Below are 26,380 nucleotides of genomic sequence, written 5' to 3' on the forward strand. Positions count from 1 at the left end.
GCCACCGACCGGGCATCCTCATTCAAGGTCGCGCTCTTGGCACAAGAAAATGCTCAGTAAGCGCAATACCACTGTACCCCGGATTCGCGCATGTGTGTTGGGCGAATTCGTGGGAATGATGTGATGTCTCCGTCCGGCCGAGGCCTTCCGCCCTCACACGAGCGGGCTATTCTGCGCTCCATGGAGACGCCTGACAACGCCACGGAAGCAACCGACGGAGCACCCGCGCCCACCGGGATCGCCGCCCAGGACTGGGCCACCGCCTCCGCCGACCCCCAGTACCGCGCCGCGGTGGTGGACCTGCTCGGCGCGCTCGCCTACGGGGAGCTGGCGGCCTTCGAACGACTCGCGGAGGACGCGAAACTCGCCCCGACACTCGGCGACAAGGCCGCCCTGGCACGGATGGCGTCCGCCGAATTCCAGCACTTCGAGCGGCTGACCGACCGGCTGACCGCGATCGACCAGGACCCGACCGCGGCCATGGAGCCCTTCGCCAAGGCGCTGGACGACTTCCACCACCTGACGGCGCCGTCGGACTGGCTGGAGGGCCTGGTCAAGGCCTATGTCGGGGATTCCATCGCCAGTGACTTCTACCGCGAGATCGCGGCCCGGCTCGACGCGGACACCCGCTCGCTCGTCCTCGGGGTGCTCGACGACACGGGCCACGGGAACTTCGCGGTCGAGAAGGTGCGCGGTGCCATCGAGGCGGACCCCCGGGTCGGCGGCAGGCTCGCCCTGTGGGCCCGGCGGCTGATGGGGGAGGCCCTCTCCCAGGCCCAGCGGGTCGTCGCCGACCGCGACGCCCTGTCGATGATGCTGGTGGGCGGCGTGGCGGACGGTTTCGACCTCGCGGAGGTCGGCCGGATGTTCTCCCGGATCACCGAGGCGCACACCAAGCGGATGGCCGCGCTGGGCCTCGCGGCCTGACCGGTCCGAAGGCCCGCCACCGGGCCGGTGGCTACCGGGCCGCCGCCGAGGGCACCGGCCCCCGGCCGCGCGGGCGGATCAGCAGGGACAGGGTCACCGCCCCGACGAGCACGGCACCGGTCGGTGTCGCCAGGGGGTGGCCCGAACCCAGCGTGGAGTCGGTGAGGTACGCGCCGAACAGGGAACCCAGCGCACCGGTGACGAACACCGTCCTGCCCGCCGGAAGACGGCCGGGCAGGACCCGGAGCGCGGCCCAGGACAGGGCGAGGCCGATCACGACGGAGCTGATGGATTCCCAGAGCACTGAGGTCACCTCACCTGACGACGCTGCGGGCGGTTCGGTCAAGGCGCTTCTACCCGTGACCTGCGCGTTGCAACCCTCGCGGGGGACGCTCGCACCCCACCGAGGGGCGGCCCGGACGGGACGGAGGAGAGGCCCGGCGGAAGTCCGCCGGGCCTCTCTCCTTGGCCCTTGGCCGTCCGCTGGGCGCGGGTCCGGCGGGCGCGCGGTCTACAGCGCGCCGAACCCCACCCGCCGGGTGGTGGGCTCGCCGATCTCCACGTACGCGATCCGGTCGGCCGGCACCAGGACCTTGCGGCCCTTCTCGTCCGTGAGGCTGAGCAGCCGCGCCTTGCCGGTGAGCGCCTCACCGACCGCGCTCTCGACCTCTTCGGCGGAAAGTCCGCTCTCCAGAACGATCTCCCGGGGCGTGTGCTGTACCCCGATCTTGACCTCCACGGCTATGTCCCTCCGACGGTCCGTCTCTGCGCGGTGGAACCGCGCCGTACGCAGCACACATTAGCCCGGTGAAGGGACGGACCACGGGTCGACCGGCAACGCCGGGAGCGAACACCGGCACCCGGCGCCGGGCCCGCGCGGGCGCCGGGGGACCGGTGCTGTCCGACGCCGGGCGGGTCGGTGCCGTCCCGACGCCGGAGGGGCGGTGCCGACCGGACGCCGGAGGGTCAGTGCTGTTCGACGCCGTGCAGCGGGAAGCCCGCGATGCCCCGCCAGGCCAGCGAGGTCAGCAGTTGCACCGCGGTGTCCCGGGGGATGCCGGACGGGCTGGACAGCCAGTAGCGCGCCACCACCTGGGAGACCCCGCCGAGCCCCACCGCGAGCAGCATCGACTCGTCCTTGGAGAGCCCGGTGTCGCCCGCGATCACGTCGGAGATGGCCTCCGCGCACTGGAGCGAGACCCGGTCCACCCGCTCGCGCACGGCCGGCTCGTTGGTCAGGTCGGACTCGAAGACCAGGCGGAAGGCGCCGCCCTCGTCCTCCACGTACGCGAAGTAGGCGTCCATCGTCGCCTCCACGCGCAGCTTGTTGTCCGTCGTCGAGGCCAGGGCGGTCCGGACCGCCTGGAGGAGTGACTCGCAGTGCTGGTCGAGCAGGGCGAGGTAGAGCTCCAGCTTGCCGGGAAAGTGCTGGTAGAGCACCGGCTTGCTGACGCCGGCCCGCTCGGCGATGTCGTCCATCGCGGCGGAGTGGTAGCCCTGTGCGACGAAGACCTCCTGCGCCGCTCCCAGCAGTTGATTGCGTCGGGCGCGGCGGGGCAGCCGGGTCCCCCGCGGGCGCGCTGCCTCGGTCTGCTCGATGGCTGTCACGCCGCCTCCCAAATGTGTGATCGAACGCAGCCGTTCCGTACACGCCGCGTCCACCAGGACATCGTACTTTTGGGTAACCCGGGTGCGCGCGGCGCGGACGCAGAATTTCACGGACCGGACGGCCGCGGTAGCCGTGGGCACGTCGGACGATGAGACAAAGCGGAACGTACTACCGGTAATCGTCCTCGTCCTGCGGAACCACACGCGCCTGCTCCGCGGCATCCGCCTCGTCGGCGTCGTCCCGGTCGATGTCCGTGACCGGTTCGTCACGGTCCGGCCGGACATCGGCGCGCTGCTCGGCGGTGTCCGCCTCGGGGGCCTCCTGGTCCCGCTCGTCGTCCGCCGGGGTGTCCTCGAAGGTCTCCGGGTCGGTGGGATCGACCGTCATGTGGGCTCCCTTCCTTCCCTTGCAGCCTAGGAGCAACCCTCCGGGGATGCGATACGACCTGTGACGCCGAACACATGAATCAGCACGTGATCATCTCGTAACATTGCCGCATGTCTTCGACCGAGCTGTCCGGGACCCCAGCCGCCGCTGCCGCCGTGGCCCCCACGGTCAGCGCCGTCAGGGTCGTGGAGGGTGAGGAGCTGGGCTCCGTCGAGTTGCCCGGCCTCACCCTCGCCGTCCGTTCCCGCCCCACCGCGGCGCGAGGGCTCGATCCCGCGCTCTATGTGCACGGGCTCGGCGGTTCCTCGCGGAACTGGTCGGCGCTCATGCCGCTGCTGGGCGACCGGGTGGACGGGAAGGCCGTCGATCTGCCGGGCTTCGGCGAATCCCCGCCCCCGGACGACGGCGACTACTCGGTCACCGGGCACGCCAGGGCCGTGATCCGGCTGCTCGACGCCGAACCGCGCGGCCCCGTGCACCTGTTCGGCAACTCCCTGGGCGGTGCCGTCGCGACCCGGGTCGCTGCCGTACGGCCCGACCTGGTGCGCACGCTGACGCTGATCTCCCCGGCCCTGCCCGAGATCCGGGTGCAGCGGCCCGCCGTTCCCACCGGGCTCCTCGCCCTCCCCGGGATCGCTTCCCTGTTCGCCCGGCTCACTCGTGAGTGGACGGCGGAACAGCGCACCCGCGGTGTCATGGCACTCTGTTACGGCGATCCGGCGCGTATCTCCGAGGAAGCCTTCCGCCATGCGGTGGCCGAGATGGAGCGACGACTGGAACTGCCGTACTTCTGGGACGCCATGGCGCGCTCGGCCCGGGGCATCGTCGATGCCTACACCCTGGGCGGGCAGCACGGGCTGTGGCGCCAGGCGGAACGGGTGCTGGCACCGACCCTGCTCGTGTACGGCGGAAGGGACCAGCTCGTCTCGTACCGGATGGCACGCAGAGCGTCCGCGGCCTTCCGTGACTCGCGCCTGCTGACACTGCCCGACGCGGGGCACGTGGCGATGATGGAGTACCCGGAGGCGATCGCCCAGGCGTTCCGGGAACTGCTCGACGAACGCGGCGGGAGCTGATCCGGGGCGTGGGACGACACAGTCGTAAGGGCCTTGAGGCCACAGGGCGCGAGGCCGTCGCCGGTGACGGGGGCGGGGGTGCCGCCGTCCCCGGCCGGGGACGGCGCAGGCGGGACTCCGCGACCCCGCCGGCCGGTGAGGGCCACAGTCCGTCCCACGACGCGCCCCGGGTGCGCGGCGGGCACCCGGAACAGCGTGAACCGGGCGGCGGCTGGGGCACGGGTCCACAGCCCCGGTACGACGGCACGTGGGACCCGGGGGGCCGGAACCAGGAGGTGCGGGCCCGGCAGGCGGTGGCGCGCCAGCTGACGGCCCAGCAGGCCGCGCAGCGTGCCGCCACCCGGCGCACGGCGGCACCCGGCCCCACCACCGAGGCCCCGCTGATACCGGGGCCGCGCAAGGAGTTCGTCGAGGCGTTCGACACCGGCGCCTCTCCCGCGGTACCACCTCCTCGTCCTGACGACACGTCCACTGCCGCCGGAGCCGCCCCGGGGCCGCCTTCCGGGCCGGACGACGGGGACGGCGCCGTCAAGGAGGGCAAGGGCGGCAAGGGGCGCGCCTTCACGGGGATCGCCGCCGCGGCCGTCACCACGGTGCTCGCGGTCGTGGTGGCCGGACAGGTGGCACAGGACTCCGGGGGCTCCTCCCGGACCCAGGCCGCGGACGTCGACCGGGACGCGGCGGGGGACGTGTCCCGCCACGACGAGCGGTCGGCCCCGCAGTCCCGGTCGCAGCCGGCGGAGGCCAAGCCCCTGACGTACGTCCAGAAGATGGCCCAGCCCTATCCGCTCGCCGCCGACCTGAAGGGGTCCGGGGAGTTCGAGGCGGTCCCGGGGCTGGCGAAGGCGCCCGGCAAGGGACATCTGTACCGGTACCGCATCGATGTCGAGACGGGGCTCGGTCTCGACACCGGACTCTTCGCCGAAGCCGTGCAGAAGACGCTCAACGACGACCGGAGCTGGGCGCACAACGGCGCCATGACCTTCGAGCGCATCTCCTCCGGCGAGCCCGATTTCGTGATCACGCTCGCCAGCCCGGGTACCACCGCCCTCTGGTGCGCCAAGTCCGGCCTGGACACCACCGAGGACAACGTCTCCTGCGACTCCGCGGCCACCGCCCGTGTGATGATCAACGCCTACCGGTGGGCGCAGGGCGCCTCGACCTTCGGACCGGACAAGCTCCTGATCTACCGGCAGATGCTGATCAACCATGAGGTCGGCCACCGGCTGGGGCACAACCACGAGAGCTGCCGCACGCCCGGCGCCCTGGCCCCCGTGATGCAGCAGCAGACCAAGACGCTGGACCTCGGCGGCATCAAGTGCCGAGCCAATCCCTGGGTCTACCCCGGGAGTTGACCCGGTGGCGCGGCCCGCGAGGAGCTGGCCGGAGCCTGACTCCGTGTGACCGGGATGCCCCTCGTCGCGACTGAACGCGACGGGGGCGGGAAAGTTACGCCGGTTCACCCCTTTCGGTGGTGAGACGGACAACCGTCCGCCGCGCCACCGGCGTATCCGCTTACGGTCGTCCCGCTGCCGACCGCCGACCAACGGCGGCCGCTCACAAGGGAGATCGGGGGTGTACTCGTGCGGATCGGACTCCTCACGGACGGTGGTTATCCGTATGCGACGGGTGAGTCCAGGCTCTGGTGCGACCGCCTCGTACGGGGGCTGCCCCAGCACGAGTTCGACCTCTACGCCCTCAGCCGCTCGGCCCGGCAGGAGCGGCAGGGCTGGGTCAGGCTCCCCGAGGGGATCGGCCAGGTCCGGACGGCATCGCTGTGGGCCTCCGGCGCGGGTCTCCCTCAGGCGGGCCCCCCGCGTGGCCTCACCGGGAGGCTCGCCACCGGTCTGGGGCGCGCGTACGGACGCCGCGAGCGACGGCGCTTCACCGCGCATGTGACGGCGCTCGTCGGCGCGGTCTGCGCCGGGGCGGACATGGGGGCGCCGAACGGTACGGGCGCGGCGGACCGCTTCGCCGAAGGTCTCTACGGCCTGGCCGAGCTGGCCCGGGAGTGCGGCGGTCTGCCCACGGCCCTGCGCTCCGAGGCGACCGTACGCGTCCTGGAGGCGGCCTGCCGCGCCCCGGGCGCCGGGCGGACCGTCCACCGCGCCACCGTTCCCGACTACCTGGCCTTCGCGGTGGAGCTGGAGCGGGCCCTACGGCCCCTCTCCCTCGACTGGTACGACGAGGACGGCCTCGGCGCGGTGGACCTCTGCCACGCGGCCTCCGGGGGCACCGCGGCCCTTCCCGGGGTGCTGGCCAAACGCTTCTTCGGGGTACCGCTGCTGGTGACGGAGCACCAGGTCCCGTTACGGACACACTATCTGGCGGCGCCCGAGGCGTCCTTCCGCGCGCCGGTGCGCGCCCTGCTCGCCCACTTCCACGGCCGGCTGGCCTTCGAGGTGTACCGGCAGGCCTCCGTCGTCACGCCCGGCAACACCCATGTCCGCCGCTGGCAGGAGCGGTGCGGGGCCGACCCCGCCACCGTGCGCACGGTCTACCCGGGGATGGACGCCGAGCGGTTCCGGGCCGTGGGGGAGGGGGACGACCGCGGCGGACCCGCGACGCTGGTCTGGATCGGGCGGATGGAACCCGCCAAGGACCTGCTCGCCCTGCTGCACGCCTTCGCCGAGGTGCGCCGTGCCGTACCCCGCACCCGGCTGCGTGTCTTCGGCGCCCCGGCGGAGGGGGAGGAGGGCGACGGCTACCGGGCCCGGTGCGAGGCGCTCGCCGCCCAGCTCTTCCCGGACGAGGCCACGGACGCGCACGCCGTCGGTGACAGCCCGGTCACCTTCGAGGAGATCGGCGGGCCGGAGGTGCCCGACCTCGCGGAGGCCTACGCGGCGGGCGGGGTCGTCGTCCTGTCCAGCGTGGTCGAGGGCTTCCCGATCAGCCTGGTCGAGGCCATGTTCTGCGGACGGGCCACGGTCTCGACGGACGTGGGCGCCGTGGTGGAGGTCGTCGGCGGTACGGGGCTGGTGGTGCCCCCGCGCAATCCCCGGGCGCTCGCCGATGCCTGTATCGCGCTGCTGCGCGACCCCGAGCGCCGTGCGCGGCTCGGTGCGGCGGCGCGCGCGCGGGCGCTCGAACTCTTCACCGTCGAACAGAACCTCGCCGCCTTCCGCGGTATCTATCTCGACCTGGTGGCGCACGTGCCCGCTCGCTGGACGGCGGAGGCGGAACGGGCGGAGCGCACCGGCCCGCCGCGTCCCTTCGCCACGCCTCCCGAGGCCCATGTGCTGGGGCAGTCGCCGCCGGCCCCGGTCGCCTCCGGGGCGTCGGCCAGGGTGCCCAGCTGGGCCGCCGCCGGCGCGGAGGCCGAGAGCGTGTGCGCGGGCGCGCGCGGGGCGGGGAGCAGCGATGCGTGACCACGGAGGATCTCCCATGGGCCGACCGACCGACACCCCCTCCTGGGGCCTCGCCCGGGACCAGGAGGCGGACCCGGGGACGCCCGCCGACGCCGTACGCCCGGAGCGGGAGCGGGGCGGCGCCCGTCCCGTGGAGGGCGGGGCCGGTGCCTCCGCCATCGGGCCGGGCGCCACCGGGCCGGTCTTCCGTGACCTGCGGGTGGACCCCGGGGCGGCGGGTCCGAAGGGCTTCAGCGCGGACCCCGGGCTGAACCCCGGGACGGCGGCCCCGCGGACGGGCCTCAGGCCGGATGCCGGGACGGGGGCCCTGGAGGCGGACCCCGGGGCGGCGGGCCTGGAGCCGGGCCCCGGGCTGAACACCAGGCCGGACCCCGGTACGGCGGTCCCGGACACGGCCACCGACGTGGACCCCGGGCTGAACCCCGGGACGGCGGTCCCGGACGCGGGCCCCGCACGTATCCACACCCCCGCGAGCCGATCCGTCGAAGGCACCGGTCCGCGCACAGGCGGGCCGGGAAGCGGGACCGCCCCCGGAGGCGCCCGTACCGCCGTACGGGCGCCCGAGATCGCCTACCGTTCCGGGCGCGGGCCGGGGGCCCGGCGCGGACCCGCCGACCCCGTGAAGGCGCTCATGCACCGCCACCACGACCTGTGTGAACGGGCCGTCGACCCCCTGGAGATCGCCGCCGGTCTGGAGGCCCACGGGCTGACGGACCGCGCCGCCGCCCGCTACCGGCACCGCGACGTCTTCTCGCTCGCCGAGGAGCTCTACGCCCGCGCACCCGGCACCGCCCCGTCCGCGCCCCCGCACCCCCCACGGCAGGACCCCGCCGGTGAGGCGCGGGCCGGCTGGACGCTGCGCGCGATGCTGCCCGGGGCCGCCTGCCTCGCCACGGCCGGGGTGCTCAGGGCCACCGAGGGGGTGCTCGGCGCGGAGGCCCGGTTCGCCGTCACGGCCTTCGGCGCGCTCCTGACCGTCCTCGGCCTCCGGCTCTCCCTGCGCGGCGGTCCGCTGCGGGCGCCGGACGGCGCCGGAGGCGTCACCCTCTACGTCTGCTGGCTCCTCGGATACGCCGTGTACGGCGACGACCTGCTCGCCCAGGTGCTCAGCGGGGGCCCCGACGGCACCTGGACCGCGGACCCCGCCGCGCTGCTCGGGCTGGCCTCGGCCGTCGTCCCCGCCGCCTGGTGCGCGCACCTGTTCGCCGTCCACGCCCACCGCAGGCTGGCCGGAAGCCACGCCCTGGCGGAGTTCGGCGTCGGCGTGCGCCCCGCGCTGTTCGGTGTCGTCGCGCTCCACCTGTGCGCCGTGACCGCCCTGCTGTTCCTCGCCGGACTCGGCCACGGAGGCGGACCCGTCCTGGCCCCGGCCGCCCTGGGCGTGCTGCTCTTCCTGGCCCGGCTGCTCACCGTCCACGGCTTCCCGGAGGCCGCGGCCACCGGCCTCGCCGTCGCCTGCACCGCCGAACTCGCCGCCGTCTTCCTGGTCCTGGCCGGGCGGCTGCCCGGCCTCAGCCCGCTCGCCCGGCCCGTCGACGTCCTCGTCGCCACGGCAGGCACCGGCGCGGTACCCCTCCTCGCCTGTGGTGTCGCCGCCCTGGGGCTGCTGATCCACGCCCTGCTGACCCTCACCCGGGCGTCCGCCCACGCCACCGCGTAGCCGGACCGCCCCTCCCACGCCGCGGAGCCGACGCCGCGGACCTCCCGAATCGCACCTTCCTCAAAGGAGACACCGGACATGACCCCCCAAACCCCAGCACCGGCAGCCCGCCGTCGGCAGCGAGGGGGCGCGTGATGAGGGTTCTGCTGCTCGGAGCCAACGGATTCCTCGGCCGCTTCGTCGCCGATCGCCTGCTCGCCGACCCCGCCGTGCACCTCACCGCCCTGGGCCGCGGCGACGACGCCGACGTGCGCTTCGACCTCGCCGGCGGCAGCCCCGGAGCGCTCACCCGCTTCCTGGACGCCGTCCACCCCGGGGTCGTCGTCAACTGCGCGGGCGCCACCCGGGGCGGCGCCCGGGAACTGACCCGGCACAACACCGTCGCCGTCGCCACCGTCTGCGAGGCCATGCGCCGCAGCGGATGCAGCGCCCGGCTCGTCCAGGTCGGCTGCGCCTCCGAGTACGGGCCCTCGCAGCCCGGCTCCTCCACCGCCGAGGACGCCGTACCCCGCCCCGGCGGCCCGTACGGCGTCAGCAAGCTCGCCGCCACCGAACTCGTCCTCGGCTCCGGGCTGGACGCCGTCGTGCTCCGGGTCTTCTCGCCGGTCGGGCCCGGTACCCCGGCCGGCTCGCCGCTCGGCAGGCTCGCCGAGACGATGCGCCGCGCCATCCAGTCCGGCGACCCCGAACTCCGGCTCAGCGGCCTGGGTGTGCAGCGCGACTTCGTGGACGTACGGGACGTGGCGCGCGCCGTGCACGCCGCCTCGCTCTCCGCCGCCCAGGGAGTCGTCAACATCGGTACCGGCCGCGCCGTACGGCTGCGCGACGCCGCGGCCGTACTCGCCAGGGTCGCCGGATACGGCGGCGCGCTCCACGAGCTGGACACCCCGCCCGGCCGGCTCCCCATCGGATCACCCCGCGCCCCCGCGGAGTCCGTCGTCGAACACCTCTCGGCCACCCCGTCGCCCTACCCCGACGGCTGCGGGGCGTGGCAGCAGGCCGATGTGCGCACCGCCCGGGACCGCCTCGGATGGCGCCCCCGGATCAATCTCGAGGAGTCCCTCGCCGACATCTGGATGGAGGCGGCGTGCCGTATCTGACCAGCACCGGCGCCGACCCGCGGACCGACGGGGCCGAACGTCCCGGGGTCGGCGTCCCGGGGTACGCCCATCCGCTGCTCGCCCCCACCGAATGGGCCGAACTCAACCGGCCCGGGACACCGCTGCACTGGGCGGTGCTCAACATCGACAACGGCCCGGGGGCCCGCCCCGACCCGCACTGCCTGGACGCCGCCGGACGCCTGCGCAACGCCCGCGAGCGCGCCCTGCGCGACCATCCGCCGCACGACACCGTCCGGGCCGCCGGGGGCAGACTGCTGGGCCATCTCGACCTGGCCTTCGGTACCCGCCCCTTCGGGAAACTGGTCGCGGACGCCCAGTCCTTCATCGACTGGTACCAGGTCGGCGGTTTCTACCTCGCCCGCTGCCCCGCCGACCGTCCCGGCCTGCCCGCCGTGCGCCGGCTCACCAGCACCCTCGCGGCCCTCCTGGAGGACCGCGAGGACGGCGGGCGGCTGGTCCTCGGCCACGGCGCCCACCCCTACCCGGGATACGCCGAGGCCGCCGACCAACTGGTCACCTTCCGGGGGGCGTGGACCGACTACCGCTGGTCGCAGGCGGCCGAGTGGACCGCCGCCTACCGTCCGAGCCGCTTCGCGCACTTCGTCCACGGGGTGCCGCGCACCCACCTCGAAGAGGCCCTGCGCATCGCCCGCTGGCAGGGCGCGGGCACGATCTTCTTCACGGACCGGAGCGGCAAGAAGGGGCAAAGCGACCCATTCGCGGCGCTGCCCAGTTACTGGGACGAATTCGTCTCGCGGATCGGACCAGGTATCTCGGAATGAGAAGACGCGTGGCAGTGTTGCGGAAGAACAACCGTACGTAAGTGAAGTACGTAGAAACCGACCACCTGCATTGTTGAGGTTCCTGTGTCGCTGCCACCCTTGGTCGAGCCAGCTGCTGAGCTCACCGTCGACGAGGTCCGCAGGTACTCCCGCCACCTGATCATCCCGGACGTCGGGATGGACGGGCAGAAGCGGCTGAAGAACGCGAAGGTGCTCTGTGTCGGTGCCGGCGGTCTCGGCTCGCCCGGCCTGATGTACATGGCCGCGGCCGGCGTCGGCACGCTCGGCATCGTGGAGTTCGACGAGGTCGACGAGTCGAACCTCCAGCGCCAGGTCATCCACAGTCAGGCGGACATCGGCAAGTCCAAGGCCCAGTCGGCCAAGGAGACCGTGCAGGGGATCAACCCCCTGGTGAACGTGATCCTTCACGAGGAACGGCTCGAAGCCGAGAACGTGATGGACATCTTCGCCCAGTACGACCTGATCGTGGACGGCACGGACAACTTCGCCACCCGCTATCTCGTCAACGACGCCGCGGTCCTGCTGAACAAGCCCTACATCTGGGGCTCGATCTACCGCTTCGACGGCCAGGCGTCCGTCTTCTGGTCCGAGCACGGTCCCTGCTACCGCTGCCTCTACCCGGAGCCGCCGCCCCCCGGCATGGTCCCCTCCTGCGCCGAGGGCGGCGTCCTGGGTGTGCTCTGCGCCTCCGTGGGCTCCATCCAGGTCAACGAGGCCATCAAGCTGCTCGCCGGTATCGGTGACCCGCTGGTCGGCCGTCTGATGATCTACGACGCCCTGGAGATGCAGTACCGCCAGGTGAAGGTCCGCAAGGACCCGGACTGCGCCGTCTGCGGCGAGAACCCGACCGTCACCGAGCTCATCGACTACGAGGCCTTCTGCGGCGTCGTGTCCGAGGAGGCCCAGGAGGCGGCGGCCGGCTCCACGATCACTCCCAAGCAGCTCAAGGAGTGGATCGACGGGGACGAGAAGATCGAGATCATCGACGTCCGCGAGCCGAACGAGTACGAGATCGTCTCCATCCCCGGCTCCCGGCTGATCCCGAAGAACGAGTTCCTGATGGGCAACGCCCTCCAGGACCTTCCGCAGGACAGGCGCATCGTCCTGAACTGCAAGACCGGTGTCCGCAGTGCCGAGGTCCTCGCCGTCCTCAAGTCCGCGGGCTTCGCCGACGCGGTGCACGTCGGCGGCGGTGTCATCGGCTGGGTCAACCAGATCGAGCCCGAGAAGCCGGTCTACTAGGGCGCGTCCGTACGAGGGCCGGCTCCGTCCACGGGGCCGGCCTTCCGTGTGCCCGGCCTCCCCGTCGGCCCGCACCTCTCGCGGGCCGGGTCACCCGGGGCGCTCGGCCGTCCCGGGTGACCGGCGTCCGTAGGTCTCAGGGGCAGCTCCGGCCGTCCTCGGGGACCTTCCCGTCCAGGAAGTAGGCGTCCACCAGCGACGTCACACAGCGGCTCTCCCCGTACGCGCCGTGCCCCTCGCCCTCGTTGCTGAGCAGGACGCCGACACCCTTGCCCAGCTCGTCCGCCATCCGCCGCGCGCCCTCGTACGGTGTCGCCGGGTCGCCGGTCGTGCCGACGACGAGGATCGGGGCCGCACCCGGAGCGCTCGCCTCCGGGGTGTCGCGCTCACCCTCCACCGGCCAGCCGGCACACCATCCGGCGGTGTCCCACGCCAGGAAGGGACCGAAGACCGGGGACAGCTTCCGGAACTCCGGGAGCAGCGCCCGCGCCTCGGCCACCGTCGGCCGCGCCGTGCTGTCGGCGCACGATATCGCCCGCTGCGCATGGCTCTGCGTGTCGTAGTGGCCCTGCTCGTCCCGCCCGTTGTACGAGTCGGCCAGCGCCAGCAGCCGGTCGCCCGTGCCCTCGGTCTCGATCTCGGCGAGGGCCGCCGTCAGGGAGGGCCAGTTCCGCTTCGCGTACAGCGGGGTGACGATGCCGGTGACCGCCAGCGACTCGTTCAGCTCGCGGCCGGAGGAGGTCGGCAGGGGCTTCTCGTCGATCCGCCGCAGCAGCTCGACCAGCCGCCGGGTCCCCGCCCCGGGGTCCTCACCGCGGTCCGTGAAGTAGTTGTCCAGCGCCCGCTGGAAGCCGATCGCCTGGTTCCGGGCGTGGCCCACGGTGTCGGCCGTCGGGTCGACCACCGCGTCCAGGACCATGCGCCCCACCCGCTCCGGGAAGAGGTGGGCGTACGTCCCGCCCAGCTCCGTGCCGTAGGAGACGCCGAAGTAGTGCAGCGTGTCGTCGCCGAGGGCCGAGCGCAGGAGGTCCATGTCCCGGGCCGCGTTCGCCGTGCCGACGTGGGGGAGCACCGCACCGGACAGGCGCTCGCAGCCCGCCCCGAAGGCCGCGCCGTCGCCGACGAACGCGGCCTCCTCCACCGCCGTGTCGGGCGTCATGTCGATCTCGCGGTAGGCCTTCTCCTGCTCGGCGTCGTCACGGCAGCGCACCCCGGAACTGGCCGCCACCCCGCGCGGATCGAAGCCCACCAGGTCGTACCGGGTGTTGAGGTGTGCGTACGCGGCCGCGGCACGCGGCAGTACGGCGACGCCCGAGCCCCCCGGACCGCCGAAGTTGAAGAGCATCGACCCGAGCCGTCGGCTCTTCCGCGTGGCCTCCTTGCGGATCAGGGCGATGCCGATGGTGGCGCCGTCCGGCTTGGTGTGGTCCAGGGGGACCTCGACGGTGGCGCAGCGCCAGTCGGGTCCCGGCTCGCTGCCGCCCTCCGGCGCCGCACAGCGCTTCCAGTCCGGCGTGCCCGGGGCGGGCCGGCCGGTGCCGGGCGCCCCACCGGCGGAGGGGCCGGTGGCGGAGGCGGGGGACGGCGTCGCCGGTGAGGGGGCCGGGGTGTCGCAGCCGGCGAGCAGCCCCGCCGTCAGCAAGGCCGCTCCGGCCGGGACCAGGGCCCGCAGGAGCCGTCCGTGTACCCGCATGTGTGTGTTCCCTCCCCCGAGGCGCGAAGGCGGCCGGCCGCCGGCGCCCACCGGTCGGCGCTCACCGGCCGGCGTGCGGCCATGCTAATCGGCACCACCGACAGCGAGCCCTGGGACGGTCACGCGCAGACCGTCCCGGAGGCCGGGACCTTCCCGTCCAGCAGATAGCCGTCCACGGCCTTCTGCACACAGGTGCTGCCGCCGTTGTAGGCGCCGTGCCCCTCGCCCTTGTAGGTGAGCTCGACGCCGACCCCCTCGCCCAGTTCGTCGGCCATCGCCTTCGCGCCCGCGTACGGGGTGGCCGGGTCACCGGTGTTCCCGATGACCAGGACGGGCGCCGCCCCCGGGGCGCTGACGTCGGGAGTGTCCCAGGCGCCCGAGACGGGCCAGCCCGTGCACGACATCAGGCCCCAGCCCAGGTAGTCGCCGAAGACGGGGGAGGCCTTCCGGAACAGCGGAAGCGCCGCCTTCGTCTGTTCCAGGGTGAACCGCTGCTTGGAGTCCGCGCAGTTGATGGCCGTGTTGGCGGCGCCGGAGTTGTCGTAGTGGCCGTTCTGGGTGCGGCCGTTCAGCGAGTCCGCGAGCGCGAGGAGCAGCCCGCCGTTCTTCCCGTCGGCCTCGTCGAGGCCCTGTTCGAGCAGGGGCCAGGTCTCCTTGGAGTACAGGGCCGAGGCGATGCCCGTGGTGGCCTGGGTCTGCGTCAGTTCCCGCTCACCGAGCCCGGGGACGGGCTTCTTCTCCAGTTTCTCCAGGAGGTCGGCGATCCAGTCCTGGACCTCCTGGGCGCGCGACCCCGGAAGCTTGCAGTCCTCCCGCTCCGCGCAGTCGGCGGTGAAGTTGTCCAGGGCGAGCTGGAAGCCCTTGGCCTGGCCGAGCGCGGACTGCTCGGCGTCCTCGGTGGGGTCGACGACCGCGTCCAGGACGGCCCGGCCGACCTTCTTCGGGAACAGGTGCGCGTAGACCCCGCCCAGCTCGGTCCCGTAGGAGATGCCGAAGTAGTGCAGCTTGTCGTCACCGAGGACGGAGCGCAGGAGGTCCATGTCCCGGGCGGCGTTCGTCGTGCCGACGTAGGGCAGCTCCTCCCCGGAGTTCTCCTCGCAGTCCGCGATGTAGGACTTCAGGTCGTCGACGAAGGCCTTCTCCTCCTTGGCGTTGTCCGGGGTGCCGTCCATCTCGTACCGGGCGTCCAGGGCGGCGTCGTCCGCGCACTCGACGCCTTCGCTGCGGCCGACCCCGCGCGGGTCGAAGCTCACCAGGTCGTAGCGGCCGCGCAGCGTGTCGTACGCCGTTCCGAAGGCCGGCAGGGTCGCGACGCCCGAGGCGCCCGGTCCGCCGAAGTTGAAGACCAGGGAGCCGATCCGCCGGTCCTTGTCCGTGGCGCGGGCACGGACGAGCGCCAGCTCGATGGTCCGGCCGTCCGGGTCCCCGTAGTCCAGGGGGACGTTCATGAAGGAGCACTCCCAGGGGGTGCCGCCCGGCAGCGGTGAGGGGGCGGTGCCGCTGCCCTGGGCGTTGCTCGGAGCGGGGCAGCGCTTCCAGTCGAGCTTCTGCGAGGACAGGTCCCCGGGTGTCGTCGTCGGGGACGCGGTCGAGGCGGCGGAGGGCGTGCCCCGGCCCGTTCCGCCTCCGTCGTCCGAACAGGCGGCCAGGGACAGCAGCACGGTGGCGGTGGCGGCGAGGGCGATGGCACGCGGGGCGGGGGTAGTCCTCATGGGCCCATCGTGGGCCGGGGCGCCCGGGGTCGCGCGGAGCCGCGGTCCATGCGGGTGGGCCCGTCCGCCCCGAGGCCGGGGCGGACGCGGGGCGCGGGGTCCTACAGCTCACCCTTACGGGTCAGTTGGTTGAAGCAGATCCAGCCGGGCAGCACCGGCAGCCACAGCGTCAGCACGCGGTACAGCAGCACCGCGGGCGCGGCGACCTCCTTCGGCAGGCCGACCGCGATCAGACCCAGCGTCAGCGCGCCCTCGACCGCGCCCATACCGCCCGGGGTGGGCGCCGCGGACCCCAGGGCGTTGCCCGCGAGGAAGACGACGGCGACGCTGGCGTAGCTGAGGTGGGGGACGTCGGGGCCGCTGAACGCGCGGACGGACGCGTCCAGGCAGAGCACGAACAGGCCGGTCAGCAGCAGCATGCCGCCGATGCCGGTGACCAGCTTCTGCGGGCGCTGGACGACGTCGAGCATGCGCGGCACGACTCCGGCGAACAGCGACCGCACCCGGGTCACCACGAACTTCCGCAGCAGCGGGATGGCGGTCACCACCAGCACGAGCACGGCGACCGTCAGCAGCCCCGCGATCACCGTCCTGGAGGGCGTGAGCGAGTCGGGCGTGCGTTCCGTACCCGTCAGATAGCCGAACAGGGCGAGCAGCAGGATGTGGCAGCCGAGCCCGAACAGCTGGGAGGCGCCGACGCTCGCGACGGCGAGCCCCGGGCGTACCCCGGCGCGCTGGAGGAAGCGTGTGTTCAGTGCCACACCGCCGACCGCCGCCGGGGCGACGATCTTCACGAACGAACCGGCCACCTGGGCCAGCACGGTCCTGCCGAACGGCACCCGCTCGGGCACGAAGCCCAGCAGGCTCATGGCCGCGGCGACGTAGCTCAGCGCGGAGAAGCCCAGCGCCGCCGCCACCCAGCCCCACTCCGCCTGCTCGACGACCGCGCCGAAGTCCGCCTCGGTGACCTGCGAGATCAGGAAGTACGCGGCGATGGAACCGGCGATGAAGCTGAGCAGGGTGCGCGGTTTGATGCGCTCCAGCCGGACCGGTTCGACGGGCGCCTGCGGCCGGATCAGCAGCACCTCACGGCGGATCTGGGCCAGCATGTCCTCCTCGCGGGCCTCTTCCAGGGCATCGTCTATCGCCCGCTTCTCGGCCTGCTTCTCCGTGCGCAGCGACTTGCGCACCGCCTTGCGGTCGCCGGCCTCCGGGGGGGCCTGCTCCTGCGACCTGGCCTGCTTGGCCGCCTGGGAGGCCTCCAGGACCGCTTCGCGCTCGCGCTGCGAACGCTCCCGGGCGAGCCGCCGCAAGGTGGCCCGGGTGGAGCGGCTGAGCGCGATCGGCTGGAGCAGCGGCAGACAGTCGGCCACGGCGTCCGGCCCGAGGACGGCCAGCGCCCCGGCCACCGCGCGTTCGGCACCGACCCGCAGACCGGTCGTGGTGAGCAGCTGGGCGATGTCCATGCGCAGGACCAGGTCACCGGCCGCGATCTCGCCGCCCCGGAGGTCCGTGACGAACACCGCGCCGGAACGGTCCACCAGGATCGCGTCCCCGGTGAGCCGGCGATGGGCGATCCGCCGTGACTGGAGCGCCCGCACCTGGTGCCAGGCGCCGCGCAGCAGCTCGTCGGTGATCTCCTCGTCCTCCATCGCGTCCAGCGAGCGCCCGCCGATGTGCTCGTAGACGAGCATCACCGCGTCCGGGCCCAGCTCGGAGGTGGCGATCAGCTTCGGCGCGTTGGCCCCGGCGGCGATCGCCGCGTACGCCAGCAGCGCCTCCTGTTCCAGGGCCTGGCGCAGTGACTGGATGGAGCGGCGCTGGGTGATGCTCCGCAGGGTGAGCCTGCGCCACAGGCGGTAGAAGAAGCCCTGGGCCTGCTGTTCCCGGTCGACGACCGTCACGTCCAGCGGTGGGCCGTCCTCCAGGGTGACGAGGTAGCGGCGCCCCCGGTCGCTCTGGTCGATGTTCTCGGGGCCCTCCTCCTCGGTGCGCATCGCGGCCACCGGGCGGAAGCCGACGTGGCGCAGGCCCGCCATGAGGTGCTGGCCGGTCGGGCGTACGTTCGGCGAGCCGACCGCGTACAGCGTGCCGTACGCCACCGTCCAGCCGATCAGTACCGTCAGGACGATCGAGAACGGAGTGGTGTAGCCGCCGACGAGCATGGCGAAGGCGTCCAGGAGCAGCACGACCCAGAGCACGATCCGCCAGCGTGGCCGCCGGGCCATGCCGACCGCCGTCATGTAGGCGATGACGGGGGCGAGATAGCCGTGTACGGGATCGGTGAGCCCGTCACCGGGCTGTGGCTGGGTCAGCGCGTCCCGGATGGTCCCGGGGGCCGTCCTGGCCACCCAGAGGTCGGTGGCCAGGGTCACCCCGTGGGCGAGCACCGCGGCGAGCACCCCGTCCGCGATGCGCAGTCCGTCGCGTTTGACCAGCCGCTCGATCGCGAAGGCGACCGGTACGAGCAGCACGGCGATGCTGGACACCAGCCCGGCGATCTTGATCAGCAGGTCGGGCGCCTGGTCGGTGCCCTTGGAGATGTCGTTCTCCAGGCCGGTGGTGGTGTTCTGGGCGAAGGCGGCGACGGCGAGGAGCAGGACGACGGCCGCGACGCCGATGAACAGCCGCATCAGGTCGGAGGGGCGGTGCACCCGGGCGGGCAGCAGCGGTTCGTCGCCCGACACGTGATCGGCGGCCGCGGCGGACGACGCGAGGGTCGAGCCGGTCAGATGTTTCCCCGGGGGCTTCGGGCCCCCCGGGGCGCCGGAGGACCGCGGGCCCTGGGAGGCCTCCTGGGCGCCCTCGGCCTTCCCGGTGCCCGGAGTGTCCGGCGTGCCGGAACCCTCGGGGCGCGGCTCCGCGTCTGAGGCGTCGGCCGCCTTCGGTGGCTGCACGCCCCGCTCCTTCGTCGCCTCGGATTGCTCTTCGTGTTCTCGTATCACCGGTCACCCGCTCGCACGATGGTGGCACGGCCCGCGGACGGACGAGGGCATCAGGGTGCGTCGCGCGGGTGCGGGAAGCGCAACATACGCTCCTTTGCCGACGCGTGTCCGCCGTGTGATCAGCGTGACACCGAACCGGCACCGATGTCGGTGGTGTGCGGCAGGATGTACCGGATGAGCGAAGACCGGACGAGTGGCGAACCCACCCGGGGCGCCCCGGAGGCGGCCGCACTGCCCGCGTACGCGGAGCGGGTGCTGGACGTCGCCGACCTGATCCCGCCGGGCCGGGTGATGACCTACGGCGACGTGGCGGAGTGGCTCGACGAGGGCGGACCGCGGCAGGTGGGCCGGGTGATGGCGCTGTACGGCGGTGCCGCGCCCTGGTGGCGGGTCGTCCGGTCCGACGGCACCCTGCTCCCCGGTCACGAACTGCGGGCCCTGGGCCACTACCGCGAGGAGGGCACACCGCTGCGCGAGGCCTCCCGCGCCACCCAGGGACACCTGCCGCGCCTCGACATGAGGCTCGCGCGATGGGACGGCGTCACGGGCGCCGCCGAAGGAGGCGGCGGTCCGGGCGCGGGCGACGCCCCGGACGGGAACGACGCCCCGGAGGGTGACGACGGTCCGGACGGTGACGGAACGACCCGCGGGTGACAGCTTCGGCCGTCGCGCCGGGTGAACCCGGGTGCCGAGCCGGTGGACGGCGGGGCCCCGGCCACGGCCCGTCCCACGTGACGAGCGACGCGGCCCGCACGCCGCGTTCCGCCCCGAGGCTCGCGTAGCGTCGTCAGGACGCGGCACCGGGTCCCCCTTCCTCCCGCACCCGCCGTGCCCGGGACCACCCGTCCCCGGGCAGACCGAGCAGACCGAGTACACCCACCAGGACCGGCGATCCACGTGAGCTCCTCCTCCACCACCCGGCACGGCCCGCACCGGCAGGCACGGCGGCGGGTTCCGGGCGCCTACCGGCTGGTGCGTACGCCGCCGGGCTCGGTGGAACCCCCTCTCCTGGACGCGACGCAGCGCGCGGTGGTTGACCACCGGGACGGGCCGCTGCTGGTTCTCGCCGGGCCGGGCACCGGCAAGACCACCACGCTCGTCGAGGCGGTCGCCGCACGGGTCGCCGCCGGGACGGACCCCGCCCGGATGCTGGTCCTCACCTTCAGCCGCAAGGCGGCCGTGGAACTGCGCGACCGCATGGCCGCCCGGCTCGGCGGGGCCCGGGGCCCGCAGGCCACCACCTTCCACTCGTACTGCTACGCCCTGGTGCGGGCCCACCAGGACGCCGATCTGTTCGCCGACCCGCTGCGGCTGCTGTCCGGACCGGAGCAGGACGTCGCCGTACGGGAACTCCTCGCCGGACAGGTCGGCCTGGAGCGGGCGGGGCTCGCCCATGTGCGCTGGCCCGACGAACTGCGGGCCTGCCTGACCACCCGGGGCTTCGCCGACGAGGTGCGCGCGGTGCTGGCCCGCAGCCGGGAGCTCGGCCTGGGGCCCGACGCCCTCGCCGCCTTCGCCCGCCGCACCGGCCGGCCGGACTGGAGCGCGGCCGCGCAGTTCCTCGCCGAGTACCTGGACGTCCTCGACGCCCAAGGCGTCCTGGACTACGCGGAGCTGGTCCACCGGGCGGTCCTGCTCGCCGAACAGCCCGAGGTGGCGGCCCGGCTCGCGGACGGCTACGACGCGGTCTTCGTCGACGAGTACCAGGACACCGACCCCTCCCAGGTACGGCTGCTCCACGCGCTGGCCGGCAACCGCACGGCCGCGCCCGGCACGGGCGGCGGCCGCACACTGATCGCGTTCGGGGACCCGGACCAGTCGATCTACGCCTTCCGGGGCGCCGATGTGAACGGCATTCTCGACTTCCCGGACGCCTTCCGCCGTTCCGACGGTGCCCCCGCGCCGGTCGGCGTGCTCACCACCTCCCGCCGGTCCCGGGCGCACCTGCTCGCCGCGACCCGGCTGCTCACCCGCCGGATGCCGCTCACCCGGCTGCCCTCCGACAAGGTCCGCGCCCACCGGGAGTTGTCCGCCGTACGCGAGGGCGGCCGCGTCGAGACGTACACCTATCCGACCGCGTCCACCGAACTGGAGAACATCGCCGATCTGCTGCGGCGCTCGCACCTGGAGGACGGGGTGCCCTGGCGCGACATGGCGGTCCTCGTGCGTGCCGGGGGGCGTTCCATCCCCGCCGTCCGTCGCGCGCTCACCTCCGCGGGGGTCCCCCTGGAGGTGGACGGCGACGACCTCGCCCTGCGCCACGAGCCCGCCGTCGCCCCGCTGCTGACCGCGCTGCGCACGGTCGCCCTGGCGGCCCTGGGCGGCAGCCCCGGGGACACGTCGTCCCAGGACGTCGGGACGGAGACGGCGGACCTGGCCGAGGCCGCCGGCCCGGTCGACACCGAGACCGCCCTCGCCCTCCTCGCCTCCCCCCTCGGCTCCATGGACGCCACCGACCTGCGGCGCCTCGGCCGGGCCCTGCGCGACGAGGAGCGGGCCGCGGGCAACCGGCTGCCGCCGCCCTCGGGCGACCTGCTGGCCCGCGCGCTCGCCGAACCCGAACGCCTGGTCACGCACGACCCCGCGTACGCCCGCGGCGCCCAGCGCCTCGGCGCGCTCCTGCGCGACGCCCGCGAGATCCTCGAAGGCGGAGGCACCGCCGAGGAGGCCCTGTGGACCCTGTGGGACGGCACCCCCTGGCCGGGCAGGCTGGAGCGGGCCGCGCTGCGTGGCGGGGCCGGCGGCCGCAACGCCGACCGGGACCTCGACGCCGTCTGCGCCCTCTTCGACGCCGCCGCCCGTGCCGAGGAGCGCACCGGGGGGCGCGGCGCGCTCAACTTCCTGGAGGAGATCGACGCCCAGGACATCGCCGCGGACACCCTCTCCCGGCGTTCCGTACGCCCCGACGCCGTACGGCTGATGACCGCCCACCGCTCCAAGGGCCTGGAATGGCGCGTCGTGGTCGTCGCCGGGGTGCAGGAAGGGCTCTGGCCCGACCTGCGCCGCCGGGGCTCGCTCCTGGAGGCGGACCGGATCGGGCGCGACGGCCTGGCGGAACCCCTCACCCCGGGGGCCCTCCTGGCCGAGGAGCGCCGCCTGTTCTACGTCGCCGCCACCCGCGCCCGCGACCGGCTCGTCGTCACCGCGGTCAAGGCGCCCGCCGACGACGGCGACCAGCCGTCCCGGTTCCTGACCGAACTCGGTGTCGAGCCCCGGGACGTCACGGGGAGGCCCCGGCGCCCCCTCGCCCTCGCCCCGCTCGTCGCCGAACTCCGGGCGACGACCGTCGACCCCGCCGCCTCGGCCGCCCTCCGCGACGCCGCCGCGCACCGGCTGGCGCGCCTCGCCGCGCTCACCGACGACGAGGGCCAGCCCCTCGTACCGGCGGCCCACCCGCACCGCTGGTGGGGGCTGAACGAGCCGACCCGCTCCGAGGTCCCGCTGCGCGAGCGGGACCACCCGGTCGCCCTGTCCGGGAGCGCCCTGGACCAGCTCGCGAACACCTGCGCCCTCCAGTGGTTCCTGGGCCGCGAGGTGAAGGCCGACGCCCCCGCGACGGCCGCGCAGGGCTTCGGCAACGTCGTCCACGTCCTCGCCGACGAGGTGGCGTCCGGGCGTACGGCCGCGGACCTGGACGTCCTCATGGAGCGCCTCGACTCCGTCTGGAACGGCCTGGTCTTCGACGCCCCCTGGAAGTCGCGGCAGGAGAAGGACCAGGCGCGCGCCGCCCTGGAGCGCTTCCTGCGCTGGCACGTCATGGACCGCGTCGGCCGCACCCCCGTCGCGGGCGAGCACGAGTTCGACGTGACCCTGGAGGCGGGTGAGTACGCCGTACGGATCCGGGGGTCCATGGACCGGCTGGAACGGGACACCGCGGGCCGGGCGTACGTCGTCGACTTCAAGACCGGCAAGGCGGCCCCCACCAAGGGCGAGGTGGCCGCCCACCCCCAGCTCGCCGTCTACCAGCTCGCGATCCGGGAAGGCGCCGTCGACGAGGTGTTCGACGGCCGCCGGCCCGAGTCGGGCGGCGCCGAACTCGTACACCTGCGCCAAGGGGCCCCGGTGAAGGAGGGCGGCGACGCGCTGCCCAAGGTGCAGCGCCAGGAACCGCTGTCCGGGGAGTGGGTCTCCGGACTGCTGGCCACGGCCGCCGGCCGCGTCCTGGACGAGCGGTTCACCCCCAGCACCGGCCAGCACTGCGCCCACTGCGCCTTCCGGGCCTCGTGCAGCGCACAGCCCGAGGGCCGCCACGTCGTCGAATGACCACAGCGCGGTACGAGCGCGCCGCCGGGACCGGCCCCACGGCCGGACGACCCGCGGCCGCGTCCCTCACGGACGGTGTTGTCGGTGCCCCCGGATAGCCTCTGTGGAGTGTCCCCCCGCATCACCGACCCGGAGCAGCTCAAGGAGCTCCTCGGGATCCCCTTCACCCCGGAGCAGACGGCCTGCATCACCGCGCCGCCCGCCCCGCAGGTGATCGTGGCCGGAGCCGGCTCCGGCAAGACGACGGTGATGGCCGCCCGGGTGGTGTGGCTGGTCGGGACCGGACAGGTCGCCCCGGAACAGGTCCTCGGCCTCACCTTCACCAACAAGGCCGCCGGCGAGCTGGCCGAGCGGGTCCGCAAGGCGCTCGTCGCCGCCGGGGTGACCGACCCGGACGTCATCGACCCGGACAACCCCCCGGGCGAGCCCCGCATCTCCACCTACCACGCCTTCGCCGGCCGGCTGCTCACCGACCACGGCCTGCGGATCGGGCTCGAACCCACCACCCGCCTCCTCGCCGACGCCACCCGCTACCAGCTCGCCGCCCGGGTGCTGCGCGAGGCCCCGGGCGCGTACCCGGCACTGACCCGGTCCTTCCCCACCCTCGTCAGCGATCTGCTGGCCCTGGACGCCGAACTGTCCGAACACCTCGTACCGCCCGAGGAGCTCGCGCGGTACGACACCGAACTGCTGGAGACGCTCGCCGCGGCCAAGCTCACCAACGCCGACCTGCGCAAGGTCCCCGAGACCGCCGAGGCCCGCCGCGAACTGCTCGGGATGACCCTGCGCTACCGGGAGGCCAAGGCCGGCCGCGACCTGCTGGACTTCGGCGACCAGATCGCCCTCTCCGCCGAGCTGGCCCTGACCCGCCCCGAGGTCGGCACACTGCTGCGCGACGAGTTCCGGGTCGTCCTCCTCGACGAGTACCAGGACACCTCCGTGGCCCAGCGGCTCCTGCTCTCGGCACTCTTCGGAAGCGGTCCGGAAGGCGACACCGGCCACGCCGTCACCGCCGTGGGCGACCCCTGCCAGGCGATCTACGGCTGGCGTGGCGCCTCCGTCGCCAACCTCGACGACTTCCCCCGCCACTTCCCGCACGCCGACGGCACACCCGCCACGCGCTACTCGCTGAGCGAGAACCGGCGCAGCGGAGGCCGCCTCCTGCATCTCGCCAACGGCCTCGCCGACCCCCTGCGCGCCATGCACGAGGGGGTCGAGGCCCTGCGGCCGGCGCCCGGGGCCGAACGGGACGGCACGGTCCGGTGCGCCCTGCTGCCCACCCACGCCGAGGAGATCGACTGGCTCGGCGACCGCCTGGCCCATCTCGTGCGGACCGGCACCCCTCCCGGGGAGATCGCCGTGCTGTGCCGGACGGCCGGAGACTTCCCCCGCATCCAGGCGGCGCTCGTCGCCCGGGACGTCCCCGTCGAGGTCGTCGGGCTGTCCGGGCTGCTGCACCTCCCGGAGGTCGCCGACCTCGTCGCCGTCTGCGAGGTCCTCCAGGACCCAGGGGCCAACGCTTCCCTGGTGCGGCTGCTCACCGGCCCGCGCTGGCGGATCGGCCCCCGGGACCTCGCCCTCCTCGGACGCCGGGCCCGCCTCCTCGTCCACCGTGACACGCACGCCGACGACACCGACCCGGACCACCGGCTGGCGGAGGCCGTCGAGGGCGTCGACCCGGCCGAGGTGATCTCGCTCGCCGACGCGCTGGACACCTTCCTGGACTCCGGTGGCCACCAGGACGACCGGCTTCCGTTCTCCGCCGAGGCACGCGTCCGCTACGCCCGCCTCGCCACCGAGCTGCGGGAGCTGCGCCGTTCGCTGGCCGACCCCCTCATGGACGTGCTCCACCGGGTCCTCACCGCCACGGGGCTGGAGGTCGAGCTGTCCTCCTCGCCGCACGCCCTGGCCGCCCGGCGCCGCGAGACCCTCGCCAACTTCCTGGACGTCGCCGCCGGATTCGCCGCGGTCGACGGGGAGGCCACCCTGCTCGCCTTCCTCGCCTTCCTGCGCACCGCCGCCCAGTACGAGAAGGGCCTGGACAACGCCCTTCCCGGCGGGGAGAACACCGTCAAGGTGCTCACCGCCCACAAGTCCAAGGGCCTGGAGTGGGACGTCGTGGCCGTGCCGGGGCTCGTCACCGGCCAGTTCCCCAGCACCCAGTCCCGGGACGCGTGGCCCGCGCAGTCCAAGGTCCTCCCGCACGCCCTGCGCGGCGACGCAGCCACCCTCCCGGACGTGTCCTCCTGGGACGCCAAGGGACTCAAGGCCTTCAAGGACGCGATGAAGGCGCACCAGCACACCGAGGAACTGCGCCTGGGATATGTCACCTTCACCCGTCCGCGCAGCCTGCTCCTCGGCTCCGGGCACTGGTGGGGGCCGTCCCAGAAGAAGCCCCGAGGCCCCTCCGCCTTCCTGGACGCGCTGTACGAACACTGCGCGGCCGGACACGGCGAGATCGAGGTCTGGGCGGACGAGCCGGGGCCGGACGAGGAGAACCCGGCACTCCAGGAGCCGGAGGCGGAGCAGGCCTGGCCCCTGCCGCTGGACGAGACCGCCCTGGCCCGCCGCCGTGCCGCCAGGGACACCGTGCTGGCCCACCTGGAGGCCCTGTCCACCGCCCCCGTGACGGAGGGCGCGCCGGGCGCGTGGCAAGGGCCCCCGGGGGGCGGGGACGCGCCGTACGAGGGGGAGCCGCCGCCGTACGACGAGGAGCCGCCGTACGACGAGGAGCCCCCCTACGACGAGGAGCCCCCGTACGAGGAGGAATCCCCCTACGACGAAGAGCCGCCGTACGAGGAGGAGCCCGCCCGGCCGGCCGCCCCGGCTCCCCAGGTGCCCGCCGCCCGGACCCCGTCCGACGAGACCGGCCTCACCCCGGAGGAAGCCCGGACCCTCGCCTCCTGGGACCGTGACCTGGACGCGCTGGCCGGTGAGCTGCGCCGGGCCCGCGCGACCGTGCACGACGTCGTCGTGCCCGCCTCGCTGTCCGCCACCCAGCTGCTGCACCTCGCCGACGACCCCGACGGCTTCGCCCGCGAGCTGGCCCGCCCCATGCCCAGGCCCCCGCAGCCCGCCGCCCGCCGGGGCACCCGGTTCCACGCCTGGGTGGAGTCCCGGTTCGAGGACCTGCCCCTGCCGATGCTCGGCCCGGACGAGCTCCCCGGGGGCGACACGAGCGACGCGGAGATCGCCGACGAGCGTGATCTGGCGGAGCTGAAGGAGGCCTTCGAGCGCACGGCGTACGCCCGGCGCACTCCGTACCGCGTCGAGACCCCGTTCCAGATCGTCCTCGCCGGCCGGGTGATCCGTGGCCGGATCGACGCGGTGTACCGCACGGGTGACACCTACGAGATCGTGGACTGGAAGACCGCCCGGCACCGCATGGCCGACCCGCTCCAGCTCGCCGTCTACCGCCTGGCCTGGGCCGAACTGCACGGACTGGCGCCGGAGGAGGTCACCGCGACCTTCCTCTACGTACGCACCGGGGAGAGCGTCCGGCCCACCGGACTGCCCGGCCGGGCGGAGCTGGAACGGCTGCTGCTGGACGAGCCACCTCCGCCGGGCCGATAGG

General features: G+C 73.9%; 18 protein-coding genes. 11 read left to right on the forward strand and 7 right to left on the reverse strand.

The window, feature by feature from the left end; genetic code table 11:
- The first annotated feature begins 180 nt into the window (after nt 1–180).
- On the forward strand, nt 181–927 hold the full coding sequence (locus tag B9S64_RS21915; RefSeq protein WP_103489235.1) for a ferritin-like fold-containing protein: 747 nt from the start codon (nt 181–183) through the stop codon (nt 925–927).
- Nucleotides 928–958: 31 nt separating this feature from the next.
- On the opposite strand, the gene B9S64_RS21920 is transcribed toward B9S64_RS21915, so the two are convergent.
- From B9S64_RS21920 to B9S64_RS21935, 4 genes are all read right to left on the reverse strand, one after another.
- A complete protein-coding gene (locus B9S64_RS21920) occupies nt 959–1,231 on the reverse strand; it encodes a hypothetical protein (RefSeq protein WP_103489236.1) in 273 nt (90 codons plus the stop codon).
- A gap of 207 nt (nt 1,232–1,438) precedes the next feature.
- On the reverse strand, nt 1,439–1,666 hold the full coding sequence (locus B9S64_RS21925; RefSeq protein WP_028438899.1) for a DUF3107 domain-containing protein: 228 nt from the start codon (nt 1,664–1,666) through the stop codon (nt 1,439–1,441).
- A gap of 227 nt (nt 1,667–1,893) precedes the next feature.
- Entirely contained in the window at nt 1,894–2,535 is a 642-nt protein-coding gene (locus tag B9S64_RS21930; RefSeq protein ID WP_103489237.1) for a TetR/AcrR family transcriptional regulator, read from the reverse strand.
- Between the two features lie 169 nt (nt 2,536–2,704).
- Complete coding sequence (locus B9S64_RS21935) at nt 2,705–2,923, reverse strand: hypothetical protein (RefSeq protein WP_103489238.1); 219 nt, start codon at nt 2,921–2,923, stop codon at nt 2,705–2,707.
- 110 nt (nt 2,924–3,033) lie between these two features.
- Between B9S64_RS21935 and B9S64_RS21940 the strand changes: the two genes are divergently transcribed.
- From B9S64_RS21940 to moeZ, 7 genes are all read left to right on the forward strand, one after another.
- Nucleotides 3,034–3,999: an alpha/beta fold hydrolase gene (locus B9S64_RS21940; RefSeq protein ID WP_103489239.1), complete on the forward strand. Its 966-nt coding sequence runs from the start codon at nt 3,034–3,036 to the stop codon at nt 3,997–3,999.
- Between the two features lie 8 nt (nt 4,000–4,007).
- Nucleotides 4,008–5,354, forward strand: a complete 1,347-nt coding sequence (locus tag B9S64_RS21945; RefSeq protein WP_103489240.1) for a DUF3152 domain-containing protein — start codon at nt 4,008–4,010, stop codon at nt 5,352–5,354.
- Nucleotides 5,355–5,582: 228 nt separating this feature from the next.
- On the forward strand, nt 5,583–7,367 hold the full coding sequence (locus B9S64_RS21950; RefSeq protein ID WP_103505057.1) for a DUF3492 domain-containing protein: 1,785 nt from the start codon (nt 5,583–5,585) through the stop codon (nt 7,365–7,367).
- Between the two features lie 16 nt (nt 7,368–7,383).
- Nucleotides 7,384–9,027: a hypothetical protein gene (locus B9S64_RS21955; protein ID WP_103491517.1), complete on the forward strand. Its 1,644-nt coding sequence runs from the start codon at nt 7,384–7,386 to the stop codon at nt 9,025–9,027.
- A gap of 134 nt (nt 9,028–9,161) precedes the next feature.
- A complete protein-coding gene (locus tag B9S64_RS21960; RefSeq protein ID WP_103491518.1) occupies nt 9,162–10,127 on the forward strand; it encodes an NAD(P)-dependent oxidoreductase in 966 nt (321 codons plus the stop codon).
- Nucleotides 10,115–10,930 carry a spherulation-specific family 4 protein gene (locus tag B9S64_RS21965; RefSeq protein WP_028438893.1) on the forward strand — a complete coding sequence of 272 codons (816 nt, stop codon included), beginning with the start codon at nt 10,115–10,117 and terminating at the stop codon, nt 10,928–10,930. Before B9S64_RS21960 ends, B9S64_RS21965 begins: the two co-directional genes overlap by 13 nt.
- Nucleotides 10,931–11,014: 84 nt before the next feature.
- Nucleotides 11,015–12,193 carry an adenylyltransferase/sulfurtransferase MoeZ gene (moeZ, locus tag B9S64_RS21970; RefSeq protein ID WP_028438892.1) on the forward strand — a complete coding sequence of 393 codons (1,179 nt, stop codon included), beginning with the start codon at nt 11,015–11,017 and terminating at the stop codon, nt 12,191–12,193.
- 136 nt (nt 12,194–12,329) lie between these two features.
- On the opposite strand, the gene B9S64_RS21975 is transcribed toward moeZ, so the two are convergent.
- From B9S64_RS21975 to B9S64_RS21985, 3 genes are all read right to left on the reverse strand, one after another.
- Nucleotides 12,330–13,886 carry an alpha/beta hydrolase gene (locus B9S64_RS21975; RefSeq protein WP_103491519.1) on the reverse strand — a complete coding sequence of 519 codons (1,557 nt, stop codon included), beginning with the start codon at nt 13,884–13,886 and terminating at the stop codon, nt 12,330–12,332.
- A 119-nt stretch (nt 13,887–14,005) separates the two neighbouring features.
- Nucleotides 14,006–15,598, reverse strand: coding sequence for an alpha/beta hydrolase (locus B9S64_RS21980; protein ID WP_103491520.1), 1,593 nt, complete (start codon nt 15,596–15,598; stop codon nt 14,006–14,008).
- A gap of 101 nt (nt 15,599–15,699) precedes the next feature.
- Nucleotides 15,700–18,495, reverse strand: coding sequence for a lysylphosphatidylglycerol synthase domain-containing protein (locus B9S64_RS21985; RefSeq protein ID WP_103491521.1), 2,796 nt, complete (start codon nt 18,493–18,495; stop codon nt 15,700–15,702).
- Between the two features lie 222 nt (nt 18,496–18,717).
- Between B9S64_RS21985 and B9S64_RS21990 the strand changes: the two genes are divergently transcribed.
- From B9S64_RS21990 to B9S64_RS22000, 3 genes are all read left to right on the forward strand, one after another.
- Nucleotides 18,718–19,197 (forward strand): MGMT family protein, encoded by a 480-nt coding sequence (locus tag B9S64_RS21990; RefSeq protein WP_103491522.1) that lies wholly within the window; start codon nt 18,718–18,720, stop codon nt 19,195–19,197.
- A 243-nt stretch (nt 19,198–19,440) separates the two neighbouring features.
- Nucleotides 19,441–22,806: an ATP-dependent DNA helicase gene (locus B9S64_RS21995; protein WP_103491523.1), complete on the forward strand. Its 3,366-nt coding sequence runs from the start codon at nt 19,441–19,443 to the stop codon at nt 22,804–22,806.
- Between the two features lie 108 nt (nt 22,807–22,914).
- Nucleotides 22,915–26,379 (forward strand): ATP-dependent DNA helicase, encoded by a 3,465-nt coding sequence (locus B9S64_RS22000; RefSeq protein WP_103491524.1) that lies wholly within the window; start codon nt 22,915–22,917, stop codon nt 26,377–26,379.
- Nucleotide 26,380 lies beyond the last annotated feature (1 nt).

The organism is Streptomyces sp. SM18, from assembly GCF_002910775.2.
Classification (GTDB): Bacteria; Actinomycetota; Actinomycetes; order Streptomycetales; family Streptomycetaceae; genus Streptomyces; species Streptomyces halstedii.

Bases quoted from the DNA above. Each gene is read 5' to 3' on its own strand.
- B9S64_RS21975 (WP_103491519.1), bottom strand. From the start codon at position 13,886: ATGCGGGTACACGGACGGCTCCTGCGGGCCCTGGTCCCGGCCGGAGCG.
- B9S64_RS21980 (WP_103491520.1), bottom strand. From the start codon at position 15,598: ATGAGGACTACCCCCGCCCCGCGTGCCATCGCCCTCGCCGCCACCGCC.
- B9S64_RS21935 (WP_103489238.1), bottom strand. From the start codon at position 2,923: ATGACGGTCGATCCCACCGACCCGGAGACCTTCGAGGACACCCCGGCG.
- B9S64_RS21940 (WP_103489239.1), top strand. From the start codon at position 3,034: ATGTCTTCGACCGAGCTGTCCGGGACCCCAGCCGCCGCTGCCGCCGTG.
- B9S64_RS21960 (WP_103491518.1), top strand. From the start codon at position 9,162: ATGAGGGTTCTGCTGCTCGGAGCCAACGGATTCCTCGGCCGCTTCGTC.
- B9S64_RS21915 (WP_103489235.1), top strand. From the start codon at position 181: ATGGAGACGCCTGACAACGCCACGGAAGCAACCGACGGAGCACCCGCG.
- B9S64_RS21990 (WP_103491522.1), top strand. From the start codon at position 18,718: ATGAGCGAAGACCGGACGAGTGGCGAACCCACCCGGGGCGCCCCGGAG.
- B9S64_RS21955 (WP_103491517.1), top strand. From the start codon at position 7,384: ATGGGCCGACCGACCGACACCCCCTCCTGGGGCCTCGCCCGGGACCAG.